The organism is Nocardia sp. NPDC003693 (assembly GCF_053981095.1).
Genome location: NZ_JBSFNO010000009.1, coordinates 49,732 through 74,138, shown reverse-complemented (window position 1 = coordinate 74,138; position 24,407 = coordinate 49,732). Strand labels below are relative to the sequence as shown.

Here is a 24,407-nt window from a genome sequence, read left to right as displayed (position 1 = left end):
GTGCCGAACACGTCAGCCGCATCGCAGGACCAGCCCGTAGGTGACCCGAACTACCTGGTCGGGCTCGATCTGAACGGTCGGCGCGTCGTAGTCGTCGGTGGCGGCACCGTCGCCCAGCGCCGTCTCGGCCTGCTCATCGCCTCCGGCGCGCAGGTGCACGTGATCGCCCGCGAGGCCACCCCGGCCGTGGAGGGCATGGCGACCTCCGAGCAGATCACCCTGGAACTGCGCGACTACGCCGACGGCGATCTCGACGGCGCCTGGTACGTCATGGCCTGCACCGATGAGCCCGAGACCAACGCGGCCGTGGTCGCCGAGGCCACCAGCCGCCGCGTGTTCTGCGTGCGCGCGGACACCGCCCGGCTCGGCACCGCCGTCACCCCCGCCACCGCGCGCTACGACGGCATGAGCCTGGGCGTGCTCGCGGGCGGGCAGCACCGCCGCTCGGCCGCGATCCGCAACGCGCTGCTCGAAGCGCTGCAATCCGGTGTGGTGAGCGATGATTCGGAGCCCGTCGCACCCGGCGTCGCCCTCATCGGCGGCGGCCCCGGCGATCCGGATCTGATCACCGTGCGCGGCCGCCGCCTGCTCGCGCACGCCAATCTCGTTGTCGCCGACCGGCTCGCCCCGCCCGAGCTGCTCGCCGAACTCGGCCCCGACGTCGAGGTCGTGGACGCGGCCAAGATCCCGTACGGCCGCGCCATGGCGCAGGAGGCCATCAACGCCGCGCTCATCGAAGGCGCCAAGGCCGGCAAGTTCGTGGTCCGGCTCAAGGGCGGCGACCCGTACGTCTTCGGCCGCGGCTACGAGGAACTCGAGGCCTGCGTCGAGGCCGGTGTCCCGGTGACCGTCGTCCCGGGCGTCACCAGCGCGATCTCGGTGCCGGCGCTGGCCGGTATCCCGGTCACCCATCGCGGCGTCACCCACGAGTTCGTCGTGGTCAGCGGGCATGTCGCCCCGGATCACCCGGACTCGCTGGTGGATTGGCCCGCCCTGGCCCGGTTGCGCGGCACCATCGTGCTGCTCATGGCGGTCGAGCGGATCGAGCAGTTCGCCGCCGCCCTGCTCGCCGGCGGGCGCGCGGGCGACACCCCGGTCACCATCATCCAGGAGGGCAGCCTGCGCACCCAGCGCATCGTGCGCGCCGACCTGGCCACGGCCGCGGACACCGTGCGCGCCGAGGCGATTCGCCCGCCGGCGATCATCGTCATCGGGCCGACCGCCGGTTTCACCGCGGGCGCGCCGGACACGGAGACCGGCACGGTCTGAGCGGCCGCATACTCCCGCCATTTCCGGAACTATCGTGCCTATCGCGAGTTCGAGACCCTGCTCTGACCTGGCGATCCGGTACGGCGACGGGCTGTTTCGTCACCGTCATCGCCCATTGTGGAAGAAGTTCGATCCGGTTCGCGGCAGGCCATCCACTACAGTGGGCGCGTGCTCGATAACCCCGCTGCGACGATGCAGTATCCGGTGACCAAGCGGGCGTTCGGGCTCGCGATTCTCGTCTTGAGCGGGTTGCAGCTGATGGTGGTGCTCGACGGCACCGTCATGATTCTCGCGCTGCCCAGGCTTCAGGAGCAGATGGGCCTGTCCAGCGCGGGCAGCGCGTGGACCGTCACCGCGTACGGTCTGCCGTTCGCGGGCCTCATGCTGCTGGGCGGCCGGCTCGGCGATTCCTTCGGCCGCAAGCGCATGCTGATCTACGGCGTCGCGCTGTTCACCCTCGCCTCGGCCCTATGCGGCACCGCGCAGAACGAAGCCTGGCTGATCGCCGCGCGCGCCCTGCAGGGCACCGGCGCGGCCATCGCCGCCCCGACCGCCTTCGCGCTGGTGGCCAGCACCTTCGCGCCCGGTCCGGCGCGCAACCAGGCGGTGGCCATCTTCGGTTCCATGGTCGGCGTCGGCTCGGTCGGCGGTCTGGTGGTCGGAGGCGCGCTCACCGAACTGGATTGGCGCTGGATCTTCTGGATCAACGTGCCGATCGGCATCCTCATCGTGCTCGGCGCGATCAAGGTGCTGCAGGACACCGAACACCACCGGGTCTCGCTCGACGTGCGCGGCGCGGTGCTGGGCACCGTCGCGTGCGCGGCCATCGTCTTCGGCGCGACCGAGGGACCGCAGATGGGCTGGGACAGCCCGATCATTCTCGGCTCGCTGATCGGCGGATTGGCGCTGCTGCTGCTGTTCGTCTTCGCCGAGCGCAACGTGAAGAACCCGCTGCTGCCGTGGTCGCTGTTCGACAGCCGCGATCGCGTGATCTCGTTCATCGCCATCTTCCTGGCCTCGGGCGTGCTGGGCGCGACCACCTTCTTCGTGGCGCAGTTCCTGCAGAACGTGCTCGACTACACCCCGCTCAACGCGGGTCTGGCCAGCATCCCGTTCACCCTCGGCGCGGGCGTCGGCACGGCCGTCGCGTCCAAGGCCGTGCAGTACGTGCAGCCGCGCTGGCTGCTGTTCGGCGCCGCGATGCTGCTGTCGGCGGCCCTGTACTTCGGTTCGACCCTCGACGGTTCGGTGCAGTACTTCCCGACGCTGCTGTTGCTGCTGTCGGTGGTCGGCGCGACGGTCGGCGTGGTCATCGTGATCCTGCCGCTGTGCGTGCTGGTCGGGGTGGACATGGCCAACATCGGCCCGCTGTCCGCGGTCGGGCAGATGTTCATGAACATGGGCACGCCGTTCGCGGTCGGCCTGCTGAGCCCGGTCGCGCTCTCGCGCACGCTGTCGCTGGACGGGACCAACGGCAAGGTGACCGACATGAACGAGATGCAGATCGCCGCACTCGGCAGCGGGTACATGCTGGTGCTGCTGGTGTGCGCGCTCGGCACCGCGGTCATGGGCCTGCTCGCGCTGACCCTGCGCTACACCCCCGAGCAGCTCTCGCAGGCGCAGCACGCGCAGGACGAAGCCCAGAAGAACTGAGCCCGGAAGCGCTGGGCCCCAGCGCAAATCGGGCTATTGCCGTGAAGCGGGCGGCGTGGTGAAAAGCACCGCCCGCGAGGGGTGTTGCCGGAGGCGCTGATTCGGCACACTGCCAGGATGGGGAACCTCGACGCAGTATTGCTGGACCGCTGGATCGAGCTGGCCGGGCCGTCGGCGCGCGGGGTGGGGGAGGATCTGGTGCGGCGCTATCGCGAGCCGCACCGCCGGTACCACACCGTGGAGCACCTGGCCGCCATGCTCACCGTCATCGACGACCTGCAGGCCGACGCCGACGATATCGCCGCCGTGCGCTACGCGGCCTTCTTCCACGATGCGATCTACGCCGTGGACCGCCCCGACAACGAGGAGGCCAGCGCGCAGCTGGCCGAGAAAACCCTGCCCGCACTGGGTCTGAACGCGGACACCGTCGCCGAGGTGGCCCGCCTGGTCCGCCTGACCGCGGGCCACACCCCCGACCCGGGCGATCGCAACGGCGCGGTCCTGTGCGACGCCGACCTGGCCATCCTGGCCGCCGAAGCGCCGTCCTACGCCGCCTACACGCGCGCGGTCCGCGCCGAGTACGCCCACGTCCCCGACGATCTGTTCCGCCCCGGCCGCGCCGCGGTCCTGACCGCACTCGTCCAGCAGGACAACCTCTTTCGCACCCCCACCGCCCGCGCCCGCTACGACGCCCCGGCCCGCGCGAACCTGACCGCCGAGATAGCGAGCCTGACCGCCGAGATCGCCTGAGGCTACGGCGCACCCGATACGCGTCGATCGCGCGCGTTGCGCTCAGCGCGAACGCCGGACGGTCGTGCGGGACGCGGGGTTCCTACGAAACGCGTCGTCGGGGCGGGCATGGCCTGCGGGCGGGGTGTTCCGTGTGCTCCGGACGTGGTTCACGGCACCGGCGGGCGTGGGCTACCCGCGGGTATCGTCGAGGGAGTTTGCGGTGGCCGGAGGTCTTTCCGGGCACGGTCCCCTCTCGAGGATGAGCTCCTGGTGATAAAGATTCCGCGCGCGGTATTCATGCTGGTCGTTCCGGCACTGCTGTTCCTGCTCCCGTGGTGGCTGCTGGTGTACACGACGCTGTCGGGAGCGGCGTTCTGGGCGGGGACCGCGGTGTTCCTGCTGGGATACGTGGCGTTGCCGCTCGCTATGGTGACCGGGCACGGGCCGCGCGAGTCCGACGCGGCGGCGCTGGTGGGGGACACGATGCTCGGCATCCTGTGGGTGCTGTTCAGCTGGTCGGCCATCGGGGCGGTGGCCCGGGCGGTGCTGATCGTCGCGGGCGTGGACGATCCGGTGCGATCGCGCGTGGTGGCGCTCGGCGTCCTGGCGATCTCGGCGGTGCTGACGGCGTGGGGTATCTACGAGGCCCGGCGGCTGCCGCGGGTGAAGACCGTCGAGGTGACCATCCCCAAGCTCGCGCCCGCGCTGGACGGGCTGCGGGTCGTGGTCGTCACCGACACGCATTACGCCGCCACCGACCGGCTGCGCTGGTCCGAGCGGGTGGTCGAGACGGTCAACGCGCAGCGGCCCGACATCGCCTGCCACGCGGGCGATCTGGCCGACGGCTCGGTCGCCAAGCGGCGCGCCCAGGTGGATCCGCTCGGCAAGGTGGAGGCCGCGCTCGGCCGCTTCTACATCACCGGCAACCACGAGTACTTCGGTGACGCGCCCGGCTGGATCGAGCACATGGCGGGCCTGGGCTGGCAGCCGCTGCGCAACCAGCACCAGACCCTGACCCACCACGGCGAGCGCCTGATCATCGCCGGTATCGACGATCCCACCGGTGTGGCCGTGCCCGGGCACGGCCCCGATCTGCCCGCCGCCCTGACCGGCGCGGACCCGGAGCTCCCGGTGATCCTGCTGGCCCACCAGCCCAAGCAGATCACCGACGCGGTGAAAGCCGAAGTCGCGCTCCAGATCTCCGGCCACACCCACGGCGGCCAGATCTGGCCGTTCCGCTACCTGGTCCGCCTGGACCAGCCCGTGGTGGCCGGGCTGAGCCGGCACAGCGAGCACACCCAGCTCTACACCAGCCGCGGCACCGGCTTCTGGGGTCCGCAGCTGCGGGTCTTCGCCCCGAGCGAGATCACCGTCCTGGTCCTGCGGTCGCCGGCGGCCTGACGAGCAGGCCGGGGCGGCAGCCGATTTCGGTCCGCCCCGGCCGTCGCCGCCCCGCGTGCTGCCACGTCCGCCGTCGGGTGAAGTCGGTCGCGGAGGCCGGGTCGGCACGCCTGGTCTCCGGGACGGGCCCTGCTACGGGTGCTGGCCGGAGCCGAATCCCGTTGGACGGACCGATATTCGGCGACCCCGGCTACCCGGCCGAGTCCGCGTACTCGTCCGCCACCTTCAGCGCCTGATCCAGAATCGCGAGCCCCTCCCGGGTCTCTGCCTCGCTGACCGTGCACGGCGGCACGGCGTGGATCCGGTTGAAGTTGTTGAACAGCAGCAGCCCGGCGGCCTTGGCGGCGGCGACGGTCTCGGTCAGGGCCGGGCTGGTCCCGCCGTACGGGGCCAGAGGTTCGCGGGTCTCGCGATCGCGCACCAGTTCCACCGCCCAGAAGACCCCGCGCCCGCGCACCTCGCCGACGCTCGGATGCCGTTCGGCCAGCTCCCGCAGCCCCGGCCCGAGCACGTGTTCGCCTATGTGCGCGGCGTTCTCGACGATCCGCTCCTCGGTCATGGCGTTGATGGTCGCCACCGCCGCCGCCGTCGCCAGGGGATGCCCGGAGTAGGTGAGCCCGCCCGGATACGGGCGATCGGCGAAGGTCGCCGCGATGTGCGGCGCGATCGCCACCCCGCCGAGCGGCACGTACCCCGAGTTCACGCCCTTGGCGAAGGTGAGCAGATCGGGCGTCACCTCGAAATGCTGGATGGAGAACCACTTTCCGGTCCGCCCGAACCCCGCCATCACCTCGTCGGCGATGAGCACGATCCCGTGCCGGTCACACAGTTCGCGCACGCCCGCCAGGTAGCCCGGCGGCGGCACCATGATGCCCGCGGTGCCGGGCACCGGCTCCAGGATGATCGCGGCGATCGTGCCCGGCCCCTCGAACACGATCGTCTGCTCGAGATGCTCGAGCGCGCGCTGCGACTCCTGCTCATCGGTGCCGGAATGGAATTGCGTCCGATACAGGAAGGGCCCGAAGAAGTGCACGACCCCGGCATTGCCGTGATCATTGGGCCAGCGGCGCGGGTCCCCGGTCAGATTGACCGCGGTCTCGGTGCCGCCGTGGTACGAGCGATACCGCGCGAGCACCTTGTAGCGCCCGGTGTGCAGGCGCGCCATGCGCACCGCGTGCTCCACCGCGTCCGCCCCGCCGTTGGTGAAGAACACCCGGTTCAGCTCGCCGGGGGTGCGCTCGGCGATGAGCCGCGCGGCTTCCGAGCGCGCGTCGTTGGCGTGCTGCGGCGCGACGGTACAGAGCTTGGCGGCCTGGGCCTGGATGGCCGCCACCACCTTCGGATGCTGGTGCCCGATGTTCGTGTTCACCAGCTGCGAGGAGAAATCCAGATACCGGGTGCCCGCGCCGTCCCACACGTACGAGCCCTGGGTGGCGGCCACGACCATGGGCGAGAGCGTGGCCTGGGCCGACCACGAGTGGAAGACGTGCGCGCGGTCGAGTTCGTACGCGCGGTCGGCCTCGGCGCGCGCGGTCTCGAGGGACAATCCGTTGGGCAGGGTCATGACGGGTCCTCTCAACTGTTCTGCGGGAAGCCGAGATTCAGCCCGCCGTGACTGGGATCGAGCCAGCGGGTGGTGACGGCCTTGGTGCGGGTGAAGAAGTGCACGCCGTCCACGCCGTGCGCGTGCGAATCACCGAAGAGCGAGTTCTTCCAGCCGCCGAAGCTGTAGTACGCCATGGGAACCGGGATGGGAACGTTGATCCCGACCATGCCGACCTCGACCTCGTTGTGGAAGCGCCGGGCCGCGCCGCCGTCGTTGGTGAACAGGGCGGTGCCGTTGCCGTAGCGGTTGGCGTTGATCAGGGCCAGCGCCTCGTCGTAGGTCTCGACCCGCACGACCGAGAGCACCGGGCCGAAGATCTCGTCGGTGTACACGCTCATCTCGGGGGTGACGTGGTCGAGAATCGTCGGGCCGAGCCAGAATCCGTTCTCGTCACCGTCCGCGCGCACGCCCCGCCCGTCGAGCACGACCGCGGCCCCGTCCGCTTCCCCGGCCGCGATATAGTCCGCGACCCGGTCGCGGTGCGCCCGCGTGACCAGCGGTCCCATATCCGATTCGGCGGTGCCGTCGCCGGTGCGAATCGTGCGGGCGCGCTCGCTGATTCGCGCCACCAGCGCGTCGGCGATCGGCCCGACCGCGACCAGCGCGCTGATGGCCATGCAGCGCTCGCCCGCCGAGCCGAAGCCGGCGTTCACCGCCGCGTCCGCGGCCAGGTCCAGGTCCGCGTCGGGCAGCACCACCATGTGGTTCTTGGCCCCGCCCAGCGCCTGGACGCGTTTTCCGGCGGCGGTGCCGTGGGTGTACACGTATTCGGCGATCGGCGTGGAACCGACGAACGACACCGCCCGGATCGCCGGATGCGCCAGCAGTTCGTCCACCGCGACCTTGTCGCCCTGCACCACGTTGAACACCCCGGGCGGCAGCCCGGCCTCCTCCCACAGCGCCGCCAGCCACAGCGACGCGGAGGGATCCTTCTCACTCGGCTTGAGTACCACGGTGTTTCCGGCGCCGATGGCCAGCGGGAAGAACCACATGGGCACCATGGCCGGGAAATTGAACGGTGAGATGATGGCGACCGGGCCCAGCGGCTGGCGGATCGAGAAGATGTCGACCCGGCTCGACGCGTTCTCGGTGTAGCCGCCCTTGAGCAGGTGCGGTATGCCGCAGGCGAATTCGACGATCTCCAGCCCGCGCGTGACCTCGCCGAGGGCGTCGCCCAGCACCTTGCCGTGCTCGGCGGTGATCAGCGCGGCCAGTTCCTGTTTGCGCGCGTTGAGCAGTTCGCGGAAGCGGAACAGCACCTGGGTGCGCCGGGCGAGGGAGGAATCGCGCCACGCGGGGAAGGCGGCCACGGCGGCGTCCACCACGGTGCGCACGTCGGCGGCGGTGGCGAGCGCGACCTGTCCGGTCACCACGCCGGTCGCGGGATTGGTCACCGGCGCGGTCGCGGTGCCCGAGCCGGGGAAGGGTTTGCCGTCGAGCCAGTGTCCGATGGTCTGCATAGCTCCTCGATTCCGGAGGCGGTCGGGACGGGCCGCGGCCCGGTTTCCACTGTGCGCCCCGGGCGCGGGCGCCGGTCCCGACGATCTGTACGAAATTCCGTTGGCGGTATTACGATTCGTCGGTGCTCCTCACCGTTGCTGACATTCTGGCGATGCCGGTGGTGCGCGCCGGGCAACCCGAGGTCGCGGGCGGCGGGTCGCTGACGCGCCCGGTGCGCTGGGTGCACGTGAGCGAGTTGCCCGACGTGGCGGCGCTGCTGGCGGGCGGAGAGCTGATCCTGACCACGGGCCAGGCGCTGGCGGGCGATGCGGCCGCCACTGTCGGCTATCTGGAGGCGCTCGCGGCCGCCGGGGTCGCGGGCCTGTTCGTCGAATTGGGCACCTCGGTACCGGAATTGCCGCCGTGCGTGGGGGAGACCGCCGATCGGCTGGGCCTGCCGGTGGTGGCGCTGCGCGCGGTGGTGCGGTTCGTGGAGATCACCGAGGCGGTGCACCGCATCATCGTGGCCGAGCAGTACGCCGAGCTCGAGTTCGCGCGCACCGTGCACGAGACCTTCACCGCGTTGAGCGTGCGCCGCGCCGCCCTGGCCGAGATCGTCAAGACCGCCGCCGGGATGCTCGACGCCTCGGTGGTACTCGAGGATCTGACCCACCGGGTGCTGGCGTCGACCGCCCGGCACACCGCCACCTCGGCGCTGCTCGAGCGGTGGGAGACGACGTCCCGGCTGCTGCCCGACGGTGACGCGAGCGTGGTGCCGGTCGGCCCGCACACGCAGCCCTGGGGCCGGCTCATCGTGCGCCCGGCGACAGCGGACGCGCGGACCGCGATTCCGGCCGCCCGCGCCCGGGTGGTGCTCGAACGCGCCGCCCAGACCCTGACCCTGCACCGCATGATCGAGCGCGATCGTTTCGGCCTGCACCGCCAGGCCCAGACCGGGCTCATCGACGACATGGTCACCGGCCGCCTCACCGACGAGCGCGACGCGGTCGCCATGGCCGCGACCCTGGGCCTGGCCCGCCGGGCCCGCTACCTACCCCTGGCCCTGGATGTGGCCGGGACCGTCGAGGCCGATCCCGTTGCGCACCAGCGTCGTACGGCCGCGATCATCGATGCCGCGCTGCACGGGGTGGCGCTGTCCAAGGCGACCGCGCTGGCCACCCCCGAGCACGGCAATCGCGTGAATCTCCTACTGGCGCTGTCCCGTACGGGCGAGCTGGACGCGCTGCTGACCGCCGTGTGCACCGCCGTGCTCGGCGAGGTCCGGCGGGTGCCCGGGGTGGATCGCGCGGTCATCGGGGTGAGCTCGGCCTCGGAGTCGTTGCTGGACACCGCCCGTGAGCTCGCCCGCGCCGCGCACGTGGCCGAGGTCGCCCTCGCCCTGACCCCCGCCGCGCCCCGCCCGTTCTACCGCAGCGGCGATGTCCGCCTGCGCGGCCTGCTCGCGCTGATCCGCGACGAACCGGGCGTGCAGGGTTTCGCCGAGACCGAACTGGGCGCCCTGCTACGCCACGACATCCGCCACGCCACCGACCTGACCCGCACCCTGCGGCAATTCCTGGATTTGGCGGGCAACAAGACCGAACTCGCCAAACGCCTGATGATCAGCCGCCCCACCCTCTACGACCGCCTGGCCCGCATAGAACGCCTCCTCGACGTGGACCTCGACGACGGCGAGACCCGCACGTCCCTCCACACCGCCCTGCTCATCCGCGACCTCACGCTCCCGGACCACCTGCCCCGCTAGGGTTTTCGGCGTTGGCCAGGTGCCTCGGGACGCGCGGTCTCGCGTCGGCACCGAAGCCACGCCGCGTCCGGGCCGATGCCCCGACCTGCTCGACGGCGCGACGGCTGTGCGCCGTTCAACGGCGCATGTGCGGGATGATGCGGCGAATCGTCCGGTGGCGTCGAGACAACCGGGTGAATCGCCCGGACGGCGTGCCGTTCGGGCCGCCGCTCAGGCGATCGGGTCCGCGCCGGTCGCGGTCTCGCGTCGTTGCTTGCGGGTGCGGAGCCAGCGACGGGCGCGCAGTGCCAGCCAGGTCAGGCCGACCAGCAGGATCAGGACGGCGACGAAGGCCAGGACCGGGACCGCCAGGGCCAGTACGGTCAGCACCAGGGAGGTGCCGTCCTCGGCGGTCGAGACCACCGGATTGCCCACGCCGCCGGTGGTTCCGGTGACGAACGGGCGGGCCACCGTGCGCCCGGCGTGGATACTGCCCGCGGTGACGGCGCCGAGGATCGCCGCGACGGCGGGCGGCAGCTGCGCGGACACGCTGGTCTCGGCCGCGAACAGGATCGCCCCCGAGGCCGGCGCCACCAGCGCGCCGAACCCGTGCAGCACCGAGTCCAGGGCCGGGATCTTGTCCCCGATCAGGTCCAGCACGAACACCACGGCGACACCGATCAGCGCCGGCGTCGAGGACAGCCAGCTGTACGAGTCGCCCAGATCGATCCAGCCGAATCGGTCGGCGAACCCCACCAGCAGAAGTGGCAACCAGGCGTTGAGCCCCGCCGCGCCCGAGAGCCCGAACGCGCCGAGCACCGCCCCGACGGCCGCTGTGATCTCCATGCCACGAGTCTGCCGGTTATGTCCGACATCGGCTCGTATTCGCCGCGCGGATGTTCGCACGAACACGCCGCGCCCGGTGCTCCCGCGCACGTGACGGCCGGCACGGCACAGCCGCCGGCGCCCGGCCTGTGCCTCAAGCCGGGTCGGCGCCCATCGGGTTGGGGTAGGGAACCGTGCCGCTGTGGGCGATCGCCGTCGCGGCGGGGGTCAGCAGGTCGAGGATCTCGGTGTGCGCGGCGGTGTCGCGGTAGGCGGTCATCGCCAGGGCGTCGGTGCGGGCCTCGACGTGGGTGTGCAGCGCCCGGCCGGCGGCGGTGATCTCGTCGCCGGTGAGCAGGCCGCGGGTCTCCAGCCGCAGCCGGGCCGCCTCCCAATCGGATTCGCTCCAGCCGCGCACATCGCGCCACACGGTCGCGGGCACGCCGGTCGCCGCCGAGAACAGCACGTGCGCCTCGCAGCCGTCGATGCCCTCCGCGAGCAGGCAGGCGACATGGCCGTCGCCGCGATGCTCGCGCAGGGTCGTGACCGCCTGCCACAGCGCGGCGACCGGATCGGGCGGAGTCGGCAGATCGCGGTTGGCGCCGAAGAGCGTGCGACCGTCGGCGGGCGCGTCGGCGATCGCGGTGTGCAGGATCGGCAGGGCGCTCCCGGCGACGGTCTCGATATCGGGAACCAGCGTGCGCAGGACACCGGCGGCCGCGACGACCCGGCCGTCCAGGACCGCGTCCCTGGTCGCGAAACCCCAGGCGTCGGGCAGGGCGCGGCGCACCATCGCGGGCGCGAAGTTGTAGAAGGTGGCCTCGACGACCCCCGGCCCGACCGCTCCGATCGGCGCCGAGCGGGTGGCGAAGTACCCCATCCAGTACCCGCGCAGTCCGAGCGCCTTGTTCGCCGCGCGGCAGTCCGGCGCGAAGTACGTGATGGCGTGCAGCGGTTCGATTACCCGCCACATCGATCGGGCGAAGTCGTTGTCCATGCCCGCCAGCCTACTGGCTGGATCTAGTAAACTGAAGTCAGGCTGGGGGATTCGCGCGCTCACGCCGACCGCGCGTACCGGGCGCGCCGCTGCTCCGGTGGCACCATGATCGGCATGATCAATCCGAACGATCTGCTGCGCACCGCCTACGAAGAGGCGCGGCTCGGACTGGACGAGGGCGGTATCCCGATCGGCGCCGCGCTGTTCGACAGCACCGGAAAACTGCTGGGGCGCGGGCACAATCGCCGCGTGCAGTCGGACGATCCCAGCTTGCACGCCGAAACCGACGCCTTCCGCAGGGCCGGGCGCCGCCGCGACTACCGCGACACCATCATGGTCACCACGCTCTCGCCCTGCTGGTACTGCAGCGGCCTGGTCCGGCAGTTCGGCATCGGCGCGGTCGTCGTCGGCGAGGCCCGCACGTTCTCCGGCGGCCACGAATGGCTTGCCGCGCACGGGGTTTCCGTCACCGTCCTGGACGATCCGGCCTGCGTGGAGATGATGACCCGCTTCATCGCCGAGCGGCCCGAACTCTGGCACGAGGACATCGGCGTCACGGACTGAGCGGCGCGGCCGGGTCCGGCGGGGGAACATTCCCCACGCCGCCGATGCCATCCGGAAACCGGTCGGCGCCGCGCGGCGCCGAGCCCGGGTCATCGCACTCGGTGCGGACGGATCACTCGTTGCAGACGGCGTCGTGCACCAGCACCGAATCGCTGTACCAGCGCGCGCCGTTCTCCGCCTCGACCCGGGTGGCGCCGTAGCCGCCGGTGTACTTGTTCATGATCTCGGAGTACGCCACCGCGCCGCAGCCGGTGAACGTGGTGACCGTCGAGCAATCGCTGTATCCGCACTTGTCCTCGGCGGCGCGGCTCGCCCCGGCCTCGGTGTCGTAGTTCCACGACCAGCCGAGGTCGCCGTTGCTGGACACCGCGATCGCGCCCCAGTAGGTGTACGCCTGCGCCGGTGCGGCGGGCAGGAGGGTGGCGAGGGCGGCGAAGGAGATGCCGGCGGTGCCCAACAGGATCTTGCGCATGAGATGTCCTAGCTTCGAGGCGAACTGAAGTACTACCGATCAAGACCGTCTGACCGGTACGAACAACTAATCGCGGCCGGCGCCGGGAGCGTTTACACGCGACCGAACGCGCAGCCCGGGCCCGCACACGCGAAAGCCCGCGCCTCGACGGTGAATCGAGGCGCGGGCTCACGGGTGCGGACGCGCGGCGGCCGGAAGCCGGCGGGCGGCTAGGACACTTCGGTGGGCGCCCAGCGGTTGGCGGTGATGAGGTAGCCGGGCTGATCCGCGGTCGAGGTGCGGGTCTCGTAGATGCGCTGATACCCGGTGCTGGCGATCACCCAGCGACCGTCCTCGCGCACGTAGGTGTCGTGGTAGTAGGCCGCGCCGCGAATGGTGATCTGGAAGTCGGGCACGATCACCGTGTCCTCCAGACACCAACTGCCCCTTGCGGTTTCGCCATCCACCTCGAGCTCCGGATGATTGGCGACGTGCACGGTGATGATGTTGCCGCCCAGCGCCGTGCGCATGTAGTCGACCAGCGCGGTGCGGCCGGTGAATTCGAGTGGTTGCCCGCCCGAGGGCGAGCCGTAGGAGCCGATCACGTCGGTGCTCAGCGTCGCGCCGAACTCGTCCCACTCCTTCAAATCCAGCGTGCGCAGATACCGGTACTTGAGCTGGCGGATCTCTTCCAGCGCGGTGTGGTCCATAGCGATTACCTCCCGAGAACTAGTCGGGATGAATTGGAACACAGGGTTGCCGATCCGGGAATCACTCCGGCCGATCACCGGACAGACTGTTCCCATGTTCAAGAAGTTGTTGGCGGCCGCCGGAGTAGGCGGCGCCGAGGTCGAGACCGAACTGCACACCCCCGGCGTTCAGCCCGGCGGCACCGTGCACGGCGTGGTCCGGCTGCGCGGGGGCAGCGTGGCGCAGGACATCTCCCGGGTGGCGCTGGAGTTCGTGACCCGGGTGGAATTCGAGCACACCGAGGAGGAGACCAGCGGCCTGCGCGGCTTCCATCTCACCCCCGTGCACGGCCCGTTCCGCCTGGAACCCAAGGCGCTCTACGACATTCCGTTCGGGCTGTACACCCCGCTGGAAACCCCGATCACCTTCTACAACGGGCGGCACCTGCCCGGCGCGCAGGTCGCGGTGCGCACGATGGTCGAGATCGCGGGCGCGGTCGACGCCGGGGACAGTGATCCGCTCGGCGTGGGCGCGCTGCCCGCCCAGCACCACATCCTGGCCGCCATCGAACAGCTCGGTTTCGGGCTGCACTCCGCGGACTGCGAGTGGGGCCGTCTCAGCGGCATTCAGCAGGAGCTGCCGTTCTTCCAGGAGATCGAGTTCTTCGGGTCTCCGCGCTACCCGCATCTGAAGCAGATCGAGGTCACCTTCGTGGCCCGCGCGCACAATCTCGACGTGATCATCGAGGCCGACAAGAAGGGTGGCTGGCTCAGCGAGGGCCGCGATGTGTACGACGTGATACGCGTCGACTATCACGCGTTGGACCAGGTCAACTGGGCGCAGGTGCTCGATCAGCGTTTCGGTTCGATGTAGTCCGGAACTGAACATCTCGTTCTACCTACTTAGCAACCAAGCGCTTGCTACATTGCGGCCATGATTCCCACCGTGGTCTGGGGCACCGGCAATGTGGGCCGGGCCGCCATTCGTGCAGTCGCGGCCCATCCCGGACTGAAGCTCACCGACGTCCTGGTCAACAACCCCGACAAGGTCGGCCGGGACGCCGGCACCCTGGCCGGCCTTGACACCGAACTGGGTGTCGCCGCGACGAACGACATCGACGCGGTCCTGGCCGCGGGCCCGCGGGCGCTGGTCTACGCCGGCTCCGGCGAGATCCGCCCCGACGACGCCCTCGCCGACATCGCGCGCGCGATCCGCGCCGGTGCGGTCGTGGTGACCCCCTCGCTCTACGCCCTGTACGACCAGCGCAACGCGCCCCCCGAACTGCGCGAGCAGGTGCTGGCCGCGGTCGCCGAGGGCGGCGGCTCGCTGTTCGTCAGCGGCATCGACCCGGGCTGGGGCAACGACGTACTGCCGCTGCTGATCAGCGGACTCGGCCACACCGTCGACGTCATCCGCTGCCAGGAGATCTTCGACTACACCACCTACGACCAGCCCGACTCGGTGCGCTGGCTCGTCGGCATGGGCCAGCCCCTGGAGTACGAGCCGCCCATGCTCGCCCCCGGCATCCCGACCATGGTGTGGGGCGGGCAGATTCGGCTCATCGCGCGCGGCCTCGGCGTCGAGATCGAGGAAGTCCGCGAGGTCGTGGAACGCCGGCCGCTCGAGCAGACCGTCACCACCGAGCTCATGGGCGACTTCGAAGCCGGCGGGCAGGGCGCGGTGCGCTTCGAGGTGCAGGGCATCGTCGACGGCCGCCCGCGGATCGTCATCGAACACGTCACCCGCATCCACGCCACCTGCGCGCCCGACTGGCCCATCCCGCACAGCGGCGCCGGCGCCCACCGCGTGATCATCGAGGGCAGCCCGCGCATCGAGGTCACCATCCAGGCCACCGACGAGGGCAGCAACCACTCCGCGGGCGGAAACGCCACGGCCGTAGGCAGATTGGTGGGCGCCATCGAATGGCTCGCCGCCGCCGAACCCGGCCTCTACGACGCGCTGGACATCCCCCTGCGCAACGGCACACTCGGAAGGAATCAGCCGTGATCATCGACATTCCCGAAGGCAAGGATCCCATCGGCTACGTCTGGGGCGAAATGGTCCCCGGCATCGGCGTCGCCGCGGCCGCGTTCTCGCTCGCGGTCTACGAGCACACCACCCTCGGCCTGCCCGAGTTCGAAGCCGCCCGGCTGCGCATCGCGCAGATCAACGGCTGCCTGTTCTGCCTGGACTGGCGCACCGACCGCAACGGCGAGAAGGTCGACGAGTCCTTCGCCGACGAGGTCACCAACTGGCGCACCGCCGAATCCTTCGACGAGCGCACCCGTTTGGCCGCCGAGTACGCCGAGCGCTACGCCCTCGACCACCACGGCCTCGACGACGCCTGGTGGGAGCGCATGTTCGCGCACTACACCCAGGCCGAGGTCACCGAACTGTCCATGTGCCTGGGCTCGTGGCTGGCCTTCGGCCGCCTGAACCACGTGCTCGGCCTGGACGCGGTGTGCGTGCTGCCCAGCCACGCGCAGGCGTCCGCCACCCTGGCCGCGGAGTAGGTTTCGCTCGCGAGGTGTTGTCCGGGACTGCCGGGCAACACCTTTCGCCGCTTCTCAGGACGGTAGCGCGTCCAGGAACTCGCGCAGCAGCGAATTCACCTGCGCCGCATGGGTGATGTTCACCCCGTGCGTCGCCCCCGCCACGGTGTGCAAGCGTGCGGGACCGCCGAGCTGGGCCGCCAGCGCGGTCATGTCCGCGTCGCTCTCGGCCTGATCGTGCTCACCGCGCACCAGCAGCGCCGGACAGCTCAACCCGCCGATCGCCTCGGCCACCGAATCCCGCTCGATCAGGCAGTCCGCCGCCAGGCGCAGCCGTCCGCGATCGCTGTTGCACCACTTGGTGATCCACAACTGCTGTTCGGCCGGGGTCCCGCCGATCATGTTCTTGGCGATCATGGCGGCCAGCGGATGGAACGGCTCGGATTCCATCCACGCCGTCATGATTCCGCGATAGCGCTCGCGCGCCGCGACATCGTACGGCTCGGCCGAGGTGCCCATCAGCACCAGCGCGCGCACCCGGCTCGGCTGCTGCAACGCCATCCGCAGGGCGGTGTACCCGCCCTGCGACATGCCGCCCGCGACGACCTCGTCGACGCCGAGTTCGTCGAGCACCGCCCAGACGTCCTCGGCCAGATCCCAATAGGTGAACGGATCCCGGTAGTCCTCGGTCAGTCCGTGCCCGCGCGCGTCGACGGCGATCACCCGGTAATCCGGTGCGAGCCCGGCCCCCTGACGCGCGAACATCTCCTCATCGAGAAAGAATCCGTGGCTGAGCACCACGACCGGGCCGTCGGCCTCGGTGTCGGTGTAATGAACTTTCGCTCCGGCAGTACTCACGAACGGCACAGCAATCTCCCATCGCCCACTGTTCGCCACCATAACCGGAAGCGGATTCGGCTGTGGTGCTGTCCGATCGCTTCCGGCCGGTAACAGTGCGCCCGAGCGCGTGCGGTCCGGCCGGGCCGCCGCCGTGGGCCCGGCCGGCGGGGTGCTGTAATTCCGGCGCCTTCTTACCGTGCGCGATGTTAGGTGAGCACCAGAAGTTCAGTGGGAGAAGCGATTTCGATGCGCAGACCGAACTTCTCCGCCACCCGGGCCAGGCCGTTGATGTCGGCCGGTTCCGAACGGGTCAGCACCAGCGCGCGGGCGAGCAGGCCCTTGTGGTGTTTGTTGAAGTGGCTCACCACCGTTCGGCTCCCGTCGGGCCGTTCGGTGAGCACGGTGGCGGTGACCGCGCCGGGGATGCGGCCCAGATTCTGATAGGTGCCCGAGCGCAGGTCCACGGTGAGCTCGCCGTCGGTCTCCGCGCGCAGCGCCTCGGGCAGCACCTGCTTCCACACCGACTGCAGGGTGGGCAGGCCCGGCAGCTTCGATCCGCCCGAAAGCCGGTACGCCGGAATGGGATCGCCCGCGCGCACCACGCCGAACAGCGCCGACCCGATGGCCAGGCGCGCGTCGGCCTTGGCCCGCTGGGTCCGGGTCAGCGACGCCGCGTCGAGGGCGTCGTAGAGCACGCCCGTGTAGCGGTCCAGTGCCGGGCGGGTGGGCGAGGAGCGCAGCGCGGCGTTGCGCGCGATCTCCGCGTCAGCCCCCTTGCCCAGACCCAGTGCCGAGCGCGAGGCGTCGGGATCGGCGGCCAGCCGGCTCAGCTGGGTGACCAGCTTGTCGCGGACCGCCGTGAGCTGCGGCATCGCGAGGGAGTCCAGGTTCAGTGGATCGCCCGAGCCACCGTCGGACTTGGTTTCGGAGGGAGGCAGCAGCACCAGCACGAGCCAACACGGTAATGCCTTGTGAGCATCGCGTGTGCAGCGGCTACTCTGTGGATCCGTGATCACCCGTCTCTCGCATCTGTTCCTGCGCACGCTGCGCGATGACCCCGCCGACGCCGAGGTGCCCAGCCACAAGTTGCTGGTCCGCGCCGGATACGTGCGCCGCATCGCGCCGGGCATCTACTCGTGGCTGCCGCTCGGCCTGCGCACGCTGCGCAAGATCGAGAACGTGGTCCGGGAGGAAATGGACGCCATCGGCGCCCAGGAGATCTCGCTGCCGGCGCTGCTGCCGCGCGAACCGTACGAGGCGACCAATCGCTGGACCGAGTACGGCGACGCGCTGTTCCGCCTGAAGGACCGCAAGGGCGCGGACTACCTGCTCGGGCCCACCCACGAGGAACTCTTCGCGCTGACGGTGAAGGGCGAGTACAACTCCTACAAGGATCTGCCCGTCACGCTGTACCAGATCCAGACCAAGTACCGCGACGAGGCGCGTCCCCGCGCGGGCATCCTGCGCGGGCGCGAGTTCGTCATGAAGGACTCGTACTCCTTCGATCTCGACGACGAGGGCCTCAGCGCCAGCTACCAGGCGCATCGCGGCGCGTACCAGAAGATCTTCGATCGCCTGAACGTCTCGTACGTGATCGTGGCCGCCACTTCCGGCGCCATGGGCGGTTCGGCGTCCGAGGAGTTCCTGGCCAACAGCCCCGTCGGTGAGGACACCTACGTCATCAGCCGCGAATCCGGTTACGCCGCCAACGTCGAGGCCGTCGTCACCGCGGTTCCGGCCGAGATCCCCCTCGAGGGTCTGGCCGCGGCCGAGGAGCACGACACCCCGGACACCGCGACAATCGCGAAGCTGGTGGAGTGGGCCAACGCCAACGGCATCGCCGACCAGCTCGGCCGTCCCGTCACCGCCGCGGACACCCTGAAGAACGTCATCGTCAAGCTGCGCTACCCGGACGGCAAGACCGAGATCCTGGGCATCGGCCTGCCCGGCGACCGCGAGGTGGACGAGAAGCGCCTCGAGGCGTCGGTCGAGCCCGCCGAGGTGGAGCTGCTCGCCGAAGAGGATTTCAAGGCCAACCCCTTCCTGGTCAAGGGCTACATCGGCCCGAAGGCGCTGCTGGCCAACGGCGTTCGCTACCTGCTCGATCCCCGCGTGGTCTCGGGCACCGCCTGGATCACCGGTGCCGACGAGGCCGGGAAGCACTACGTGAACCTGGTCGCGGGCCGCGACTTCACCTCCGACGGCACCATCGAGGCCGCCGAGGTCCGCGACGGCGACCCCTCGCCGGACGGTAAGGGTGTGCTGGAGTCCGCGCGCGGCATCGAGATCGGCCACATCTTCCAGCTGGGCCGCAAGTACACCGACGCGTTCGACGTCGACGTGCTCGGCGAGAACGGCAAGCCGGTCCGCCTGACGATGGGCTCCTACGGCGTCGGCATCTCCCGGATGATGGCCGTGGTCGCCGAGCAGCAGCACGACGACAAGGGCCTGCGCTGGCCCAAGGAGATCGCCCCCTACGACGTGCACGTGGTCATCGCGAACAAGGACGACGCCGCCCGCGAAGGCGCGGAAAAGGTTGTCACCGAACTGAACGCCGCCGGCCTGGACGTCCTGTTCGACGACCGCAAGGCCTCCCCGGGCGTGAAGTTCAAGGACGCCGAGCTCCTGGGCATGCCCCTGGTGGTGGTGATCGGCCGCGGCTGGTCCGAAGGCAAGCTCGAGCTCCGCGACCGCTTCACCGGCGAGAGCGAGGAGTTCCCCGCCGAGACCGCCGTGGCCTCGATCATCGCGAAGGTCCGCGGCTGATCGCGCTGCCCCGGCAACCCGGCGAGCCGCGCACCTTCGGGTGTGCGGCTCGCCGGGTTATGAGGTGATGCCGGGCGTCGGCCGCGGGTCCGGGTGGGACGCCGGGTCTAGTTGTAGGCCCTGGCCACCCCGTCCAGCAGGTGTTCGAGGGTGTCGTAGTCGGGCGGGTCGACGACGTCGATCAGGGTGGGGTTCACCGGAACCTTGTGGTCGGCGGCGACTTTCGTGAACAGGGACGGATCGTTGGGGCGGAAGCCGTGGTCGGCGGCCAGGCGCTGGAGGTCCGGATCGGTGGCGAGGAGTTTGCCCAGGCGGTCGCCGTCGTCGTTCAGGGGGATCACCGTGTGCTGGGAGAGCACGGTCGGGGAGGGGTACATCAGCACCATGCCGGGCTTCAGCTGGTTGTTCACCGCGGCCGCCACGTACTGGGATTCGTAGATCCAGACCATGGGGGTCGGGCCCATGCCCGCGGCCAGGTACTCCTTGAACGGGCCGTCGGAGGTGTTCTCGGTGTAGCCCTGGCGGGTGAACAGGCGGGAGATGCGGGACAGGGCGTGGGCCTCGGCGGTCGCGCCGCGCACGATGGTGTTGTCGTTGGCCACGTAGGCGGTGACCGACAGGTACATGGCCGCGGAGTTCGAGGTGCGCGGGTCGGTCGTCCCGACCAGGACGTTCTTGCGGACCGGGTAGGTCGTGTTGCCCGCGAGCTGATCCCACTGCACCCCGCGCTCGGCCAGGGCCAGGAACTTCTCCACGTCGAAAACCGGTGCCGCGCCGGGCGTCACGATCCCCGCGGCGGTCAGCAACTCCACGATCGGCGCGAAGGTGGCGATGGCCATGGGAGAGGAGAACGGGGTGTACTTCGCGCTCACCCCGCGCCCGCGCTGGATGCGCTCGGCCGCGGCCGAACTGGAGGGGAAGGCGAAGTCGTAGCCGGCCAGATCCACCGAGGTGGCGATCTGCCGCGAACCGGCGGGATCGACCTCGGCGCGGATCCCGTTGCGCGCCAGCACCTCGGCCACCCGCGGATCCTCGAAGAACGCGACCTTCTCCGACCCGACCACGCCGCGCACGGTGGCGAGCGGCGCGGCGACCGGAGCCACCGGCGCCGGATCCGGCTCGCGCACAGCGGCGAACGCCGCGACGGCGACAACCGTCACCAGCGCGCCCGCACCGAGCAGAACCGATCGCCGCCGCAACACCGAGAGGTCCAAGGTGTCGAATAGATGACTACGCGTTGAATTCGAATTGTCGGCCAATGGAATTGCCGTGGACAATTCCGTATCCACTTGTTCCGGTTCGACTTTCGCGTCGTCCGGATCCAGTTCCCGGCGTGCCATGCGCTCCACCAGAATCGGTACGAATTCCCGCACCGCATGCCCATCGAACCGCCGCCGCACCGTACCGACCACGGCCTCGACCTGCTCCGCTGTATGCACCTCGACATAGCGTTCCACCAGGCGATTCGTCACCGCGTGCAGTGCTTTTTCTTCCCGGGCCGCATCGACCGCCACAATCTCTCCTCGACTCCCACCGGAAATTGATTGCGCGGCAGGAAAATACATCGGACCGCGCCGGTGCGACCTTACTCGCAATTCGCGATGCTTTCAGGATCGGTGTACGGGAAATGGCTCGGCCCGCACACCGATTCGGGTGTGCGGGCCGGGAATTGCGTGCGTTCGGCTTATCTCAGGGCTGCCCCGGGAACGCCACCGTCGCCGGATTCACACCCAGGATCGACTGCCAGGTGGCCAGCCGCAGCGCGCTCTCGGTGAGCGCCTCCACCGCGGTGCGCCGCACCTCGGGCGTCGCCGCCGCCTCGACCGCGGCCCGCCACGCCGTCGCGGTGTCGGTCTCCACCACGACCGCGAGCTTGGCCGCGGGGATCGGGTCGTCCACCGGCACCGGGCTGGGATACGCGGCCGCGGGCGCCGGCACCGCGGCGTCCAGCCCCTTCAACGCGTCGATGGTCGCGTCCCGGCGGGCCCGATGCGCGGCGGTGTACTCCGCCACGAGTCGCTCCCGATCCGGATTCGCGTAGGCCGCGATCACCCCGTACGCGAACACCGCCGCGTACTCCGCGCTCAGCGCGTCCGCCAGCGCCTTCGAATCCGCCCCGCTCATACCGTGTTCCTCCCCGCCCGAATGATGTGCCGTGGTCCGGTGCGCGCCCGCGCGCTCCCGCTGTATTCCGTCCGCTCGTGTGCGGCGCCCGTGCCGAGCCGCCCGCAGGCATGGCTCACGCGAGCAGCACCCCGGCGTGCGTGGCGCACGCGGCGCTGATCGAGGCCAGCAGCCCGGCCCGATACCCCGACAACTGCACCGCCAGCTCGCCGCTCGAGCGCTGCGCCCCCGTGAGCGCGGCCTGCACCTGCGCGACCGACGGCGGCGTCGCGGGCGCGGCGGCCGAGATGGGCGCGCTGCGCTGACTCGGCACCGTGCCGTCGCCGTAAACGCCCACCACGCGGTCGATTTCGGCCCGCAGCGCGTCGGCGTGCGCGGTGCGCTGGGTGGCGATGACCTGCAGCACCCCCGCGCGATCGGGTGCGACGGCGATGGCGGCGGTCGCCGCGGCCGCGTCCTTGCGCGCCGACTCCTCCTGCGCCAGAAGCGGATCCGGCAGCGCGGGCGCTTCCTCTCGGGTGCACGCGGTCCCGGCCCCGAGCGCGGTCACGACCAGCGCGCCGCCGCCGGCCAATCGCAGGGCGGCCCGGCGATCGAGGGTGGCTGCCGCCCGGCGGTCCAGCGGATATGCGGGTAGGGGCGCGCGTGTGACACCGGCCATAGGGCCGCTCTGACTGCTGGGCACGGGTACATGGTGCCAGTCGTTCCGGCGTGCTCACCGCACCCGGGCCGTCCGATAGGCTGTGATCTCGATCGATATGTCCCCGGCACGGGCGCGTCGCCGCCGCTGTCGCACCCGCGACACGGACACGCCGCGATGCCGGTAGCGCGAACCATGCCGAAGTCGCCACGATCGGCTGGTCCTTTACACTCTTTCCGCGCGTTACGCTAGACCTTCGGTGCGGATATTCAGCGTTTCCGCTCCACTGCCGGACACAACTCAAACCGTCACAACTGAACCAGGAGCCGCCCCACATGCCGATGCCGTCCGAGGAAAGGGTGAGCCAGCTAGTTGCTGAGCTCGTCGAACGCCGAGGATTCGACCTCGAAGGCGTTGCGATTTCGGCTGCCGGTACCGCGCACGCCAAGGTGAAGGTGACGGTGGATCGCGACGATGCCGCGCCCCTGGACGCCGTCGCCGTGCTCAGTTCGGAGATCTCCGAAGCCCTGGACGCCGCCGGTGATTTCGGCGAGACCCCCTACCTGCTGGAGGTCACCACCCCCGGCGTCGAACGACCCCTCACCGAGCTACGGCACTGGCAGCGCGCTCGCGGCCGCAAGGTCAAACTCACCCTGCGCGCCGGTGTGCAATCCCCGGAGGAGAAGGGCAAGGCCCGCTTCGAGGCCCGCGTCGGCGCGGCCTCCGAGACCGAGGTGGCCCTGGTCCTGGGCGGCAAGCGCAAACCGCACCGGGTGAGCGTCCCGCTGGCCGACATCGAATTCGCCGTCGTCCAGGTGGAGTTCGCGCCACCCGGCGCGGCCGAACTGGAACTGGCCGGCGGCGTCGCCCCCGGCCGTCCGCAACCGGGCGCGCAGGCGCACGACCTATCCGGCGACGGTGACGACGCCGAAGACCCGGACGACGCCGAACCCGGCGACGGCTCCGAAGACGAACAAGACGTAGAAGCTGCATCCGATTCACCGACCGAAGGGATCGTGGAATGAACATCGAAATCGAAGCCCTGCGCGCGATAGTCGCCGACAAGGGGATCTCGATGGAGACAGTGATCTCCGCGATCGAGTCCGCGCTGCTGACCGCCTACCGGCACACCGACGGCCACCAGGCCAGCGCCCGCATCGACATCAACCAGAAGACCGGTGTCGTGCGCGTGATGGCCCGCGAGGTCGACGCCGACGGCAACCTCATCTCCGAATGGGACGACACCCCAGAGGGTTTCGGCCGCATCGCCGCGACCACGGCGCGCCAGGTCGTGCTGCAGCGCCTGCGTGACGCCGAGAACGAGAAGTCCTTCGGCGACTTCGCCACGCACGAGGGCGACATCGTCGGCGGTGTCGTGCAGCGCGACGCGCGCATGAACGCGCGCGGCACCATCGTGGTCCGCATCGGCAGCGAGGCGCACGGCGCCGAGGGCGTCATCCCGCCGGCCGAGCAGGTGCCGGGGGAGACCTACGAGCACGGCGACCGCATCAAGTGCTACGTGGTCGGCGTCTCGCGCGGCCCGCGCGGCCCGCAGATCACCCTCTCGCGCACGCACCCGAACCTGGTGCGCCGCCTGTTCGCCCTCGAGGTCCCCGAGATCGCCGACGGTTCGGTGGAGATCACCGCCGTGGCCCGCGAGGCCGGGCATCGCTCCAAGATCGCGGTGCGCTCGACCGTGCAGGGCGTCAACGCCAAGGGCGCGTGCATCGGCCCGATGGGTCAGCGCGTGCGCAACGTCATGAGCGAACTGGCCGGCGAGAAGATCGACATCATCGACTACGCCGAGGATCCGGCGACGTTCGTGGGGAATGCGCTGTCCCCCTCGAAAGTTGTCTCCGTCACCATCGTCGACCCCGACGCGCGTGCGGCGCGGGTCGTGGTGCCCGATTTCCAGCTCTCGCTGGCGATCGGGAAGGAGGGCCAGAACGCCCGCCTCGCGGCCCGGCTCACGGGCTGGCGAATCGACATTCGCAGTGATGCGGCCCCGGATGTGGCCGGCTCGGTGCGCTCGGAGGCGCAGCGATCTTGATCGCGGCGGGGCGCCGATCTTGGTCCCGGTCCGGCTCCCGGCCGGACCGGATCGGAAAAAGAAACAGACCCCACGGATGACATGTTGGTAACTTCCCACGGGGACGGATGCGGAGATCGGGAC

The 24,407-nt window shown here is 70.4% G+C and carries 23 protein-coding genes; 12 read left to right on the top strand and 11 right to left on the bottom strand.

The genetic code is table 11. The annotated features are described in order from the left end of the window. From cobA to ACWDOP_RS12965, 4 genes are all read left to right on the top strand, one after another. The gene (gene cobA / locus ACWDOP_RS12980; protein WP_456345213.1) at window positions 1-1,269 is read left to right on the top strand and encodes a uroporphyrinogen-III C-methyltransferase; all 1,269 of its coding nucleotides are present in this window, start codon (window positions 1-3) and stop codon (window positions 1,267-1,269) included. A gap of 192 nt (window positions 1,270-1,461) precedes the next feature. Continuing rightward, window positions 1,462-2,922 (top strand): MFS transporter, encoded by a 1,461-nt coding sequence (locus tag ACWDOP_RS12975; protein ID WP_454204153.1) that lies wholly within the window; start codon window positions 1,462-1,464, stop codon window positions 2,920-2,922. A 117-nt stretch (window positions 2,923-3,039) separates the two neighbouring features. Beyond that, a complete protein-coding gene (locus ACWDOP_RS12970; protein WP_454203924.1) occupies window positions 3,040-3,672 on the top strand; it encodes an HD domain-containing protein in 633 nt (210 codons plus the stop codon). Between the two features lie 279 nt (window positions 3,673-3,951). Next, window positions 3,952-5,055: a metallophosphoesterase gene (locus ACWDOP_RS12965; RefSeq protein WP_456345295.1), complete on the top strand. Its 1,104-nt coding sequence runs from the start codon at window positions 3,952-3,954 to the stop codon at window positions 5,053-5,055. 190 nt (window positions 5,056-5,245) lie between these two features. Here the strand turns inward: ACWDOP_RS12965 and ACWDOP_RS12960 are convergent, their stop codons facing one another. After that, window positions 5,246-6,619, bottom strand: coding sequence for an aminotransferase class III-fold pyridoxal phosphate-dependent enzyme (locus ACWDOP_RS12960; RefSeq protein ID WP_456345212.1), 1,374 nt, complete (start codon window positions 6,617-6,619; stop codon window positions 5,246-5,248). Between the two features lie 11 nt (window positions 6,620-6,630). Next, window positions 6,631-8,121, bottom strand: coding sequence for a CoA-acylating methylmalonate-semialdehyde dehydrogenase (locus ACWDOP_RS12955; RefSeq protein ID WP_454203926.1), 1,491 nt, complete (start codon window positions 8,119-8,121; stop codon window positions 6,631-6,633). A 122-nt stretch (window positions 8,122-8,243) separates the two neighbouring features. Here ACWDOP_RS12955 and ACWDOP_RS12950 point away from each other — a divergent pair, with 122 nt between their 5' ends. After that, a complete protein-coding gene (locus ACWDOP_RS12950) occupies window positions 8,244-9,866 on the top strand; it encodes a PucR family transcriptional regulator (protein ID WP_456345211.1) in 1,623 nt (540 codons plus the stop codon). Window positions 9,867-10,076: 210 nt separating this feature from the next. On the opposite strand, the gene ACWDOP_RS12945 is transcribed toward ACWDOP_RS12950, so the two are convergent. After that, window positions 10,077-10,691: a DUF4126 domain-containing protein gene (locus ACWDOP_RS12945; RefSeq protein WP_456345210.1), complete on the bottom strand. Its 615-nt coding sequence runs from the start codon at window positions 10,689-10,691 to the stop codon at window positions 10,077-10,079. Window positions 10,692-10,824: 133 nt separating this feature from the next. Beyond that, on the bottom strand, window positions 10,825-11,667 hold the full coding sequence (locus tag ACWDOP_RS12940; RefSeq protein WP_456345209.1) for an SCO6745 family protein: 843 nt from the start codon (window positions 11,665-11,667) through the stop codon (window positions 10,825-10,827). Between the two features lie 114 nt (window positions 11,668-11,781). Between ACWDOP_RS12940 and ACWDOP_RS12935 the strand changes: the two genes are divergently transcribed. Next, window positions 11,782-12,231 carry a nucleoside deaminase gene (locus ACWDOP_RS12935; protein ID WP_456345208.1) on the top strand — a complete coding sequence of 150 codons (450 nt, stop codon included), beginning with the start codon at window positions 11,782-11,784 and terminating at the stop codon, window positions 12,229-12,231. A gap of 112 nt (window positions 12,232-12,343) precedes the next feature. Here ACWDOP_RS12935 and ACWDOP_RS12930 read toward each other — a convergent pair whose 3' ends face one another. Both ACWDOP_RS12930 and ACWDOP_RS12925 read right to left on the bottom strand, forming a co-directional pair. Continuing rightward, window positions 12,344-12,703, bottom strand: a complete 360-nt coding sequence (locus ACWDOP_RS12930; RefSeq protein WP_454203931.1) for a DUF4189 domain-containing protein — start codon at window positions 12,701-12,703, stop codon at window positions 12,344-12,346. A 209-nt stretch (window positions 12,704-12,912) separates the two neighbouring features. Then, window positions 12,913-13,392, bottom strand: a complete 480-nt coding sequence (locus ACWDOP_RS12925; protein WP_454203932.1) for a nuclear transport factor 2 family protein — start codon at window positions 13,390-13,392, stop codon at window positions 12,913-12,915. A gap of 94 nt (window positions 13,393-13,486) precedes the next feature. On the opposite strand from ACWDOP_RS12925, the gene ACWDOP_RS12920 reads away from it, so the two are divergent. The 3 genes from ACWDOP_RS12920 to ACWDOP_RS12910 are packed head-to-tail and all read left to right on the top strand — an operon-like array spanning window position 13,487 to window position 15,885. Next, on the top strand, window positions 13,487-14,245 hold the full coding sequence (locus ACWDOP_RS12920; RefSeq protein ID WP_456345207.1) for a sporulation protein: 759 nt from the start codon (window positions 13,487-13,489) through the stop codon (window positions 14,243-14,245). 60 nt (window positions 14,246-14,305) lie between these two features. After that, window positions 14,306-15,379, top strand: a complete 1,074-nt coding sequence (locus tag ACWDOP_RS12915; protein ID WP_456345206.1) for an NAD(P)H-dependent amine dehydrogenase family protein — start codon at window positions 14,306-14,308, stop codon at window positions 15,377-15,379. Further along, window positions 15,376-15,885, top strand: coding sequence for a carboxymuconolactone decarboxylase family protein (locus ACWDOP_RS12910; protein WP_354988953.1), 510 nt, complete (start codon window positions 15,376-15,378; stop codon window positions 15,883-15,885). Before ACWDOP_RS12915 ends, ACWDOP_RS12910 begins: the two co-directional genes overlap by 4 nt. A gap of 54 nt (window positions 15,886-15,939) precedes the next feature. Here ACWDOP_RS12910 and ACWDOP_RS12905 read toward each other — a convergent pair whose 3' ends face one another. Together ACWDOP_RS12905 and yaaA are read right to left on the bottom strand one after the other, a co-directional pair. Then, on the bottom strand, window positions 15,940-16,722 hold the full coding sequence (locus ACWDOP_RS12905) for an alpha/beta fold hydrolase (RefSeq protein ID WP_456345205.1): 783 nt from the start codon (window positions 16,720-16,722) through the stop codon (window positions 15,940-15,942). Between the two features lie 188 nt (window positions 16,723-16,910). Further along, a complete protein-coding gene (gene yaaA, locus ACWDOP_RS12900; RefSeq protein WP_454203936.1) occupies window positions 16,911-17,654 on the bottom strand; it encodes a peroxide stress protein YaaA in 744 nt (247 codons plus the stop codon). Between the two features lie 58 nt (window positions 17,655-17,712). On the opposite strand from yaaA, the gene ACWDOP_RS12895 reads away from it, so the two are divergent. Further along, the gene (locus ACWDOP_RS12895) at window positions 17,713-19,470 is read left to right on the top strand and encodes a proline--tRNA ligase (RefSeq protein WP_456345204.1); all 1,758 of its coding nucleotides are present in this window, start codon (window positions 17,713-17,715) and stop codon (window positions 19,468-19,470) included. A 107-nt stretch (window positions 19,471-19,577) separates the two neighbouring features. On the opposite strand, the gene ACWDOP_RS12890 is transcribed toward ACWDOP_RS12895, so the two are convergent. The 3 genes from ACWDOP_RS12890 to ACWDOP_RS12880 all read right to left on the bottom strand — a co-directional run bounded on the left by ACWDOP_RS12890 (window position 19,578) and on the right by ACWDOP_RS12880 (window position 22,255). Then, entirely contained in the window at window positions 19,578-20,984 is a 1,407-nt protein-coding gene (locus ACWDOP_RS12890; protein WP_456345203.1) for a three-helix bundle dimerization domain-containing protein, read from the bottom strand. A gap of 175 nt (window positions 20,985-21,159) precedes the next feature. Continuing rightward, a complete protein-coding gene (locus ACWDOP_RS12885; RefSeq protein ID WP_456345202.1) occupies window positions 21,160-21,594 on the bottom strand; it encodes a DUF4439 domain-containing protein in 435 nt (144 codons plus the stop codon). 115 nt (window positions 21,595-21,709) lie between these two features. Further along, on the bottom strand, window positions 21,710-22,255 hold the full coding sequence (locus tag ACWDOP_RS12880) for a hypothetical protein (protein ID WP_456345201.1): 546 nt from the start codon (window positions 22,253-22,255) through the stop codon (window positions 21,710-21,712). 314 nt (window positions 22,256-22,569) lie between these two features. Between ACWDOP_RS12880 and rimP the strand changes: the two genes are divergently transcribed. Together rimP and nusA are read left to right on the top strand one after the other, a co-directional pair. Continuing rightward, the gene (gene rimP, locus ACWDOP_RS12875) at window positions 22,570-23,259 is read left to right on the top strand and encodes a ribosome maturation factor RimP (RefSeq protein WP_456345200.1); all 690 of its coding nucleotides are present in this window, start codon (window positions 22,570-22,572) and stop codon (window positions 23,257-23,259) included. Further along, window positions 23,256-24,284, top strand: coding sequence for a transcription termination factor NusA (gene nusA / locus ACWDOP_RS12870; RefSeq protein ID WP_454203944.1), 1,029 nt, complete (start codon window positions 23,256-23,258; stop codon window positions 24,282-24,284). Before rimP ends, nusA begins: the two co-directional genes overlap by 4 nt. Window positions 24,285-24,407: the final 123 nt, after the last annotated feature.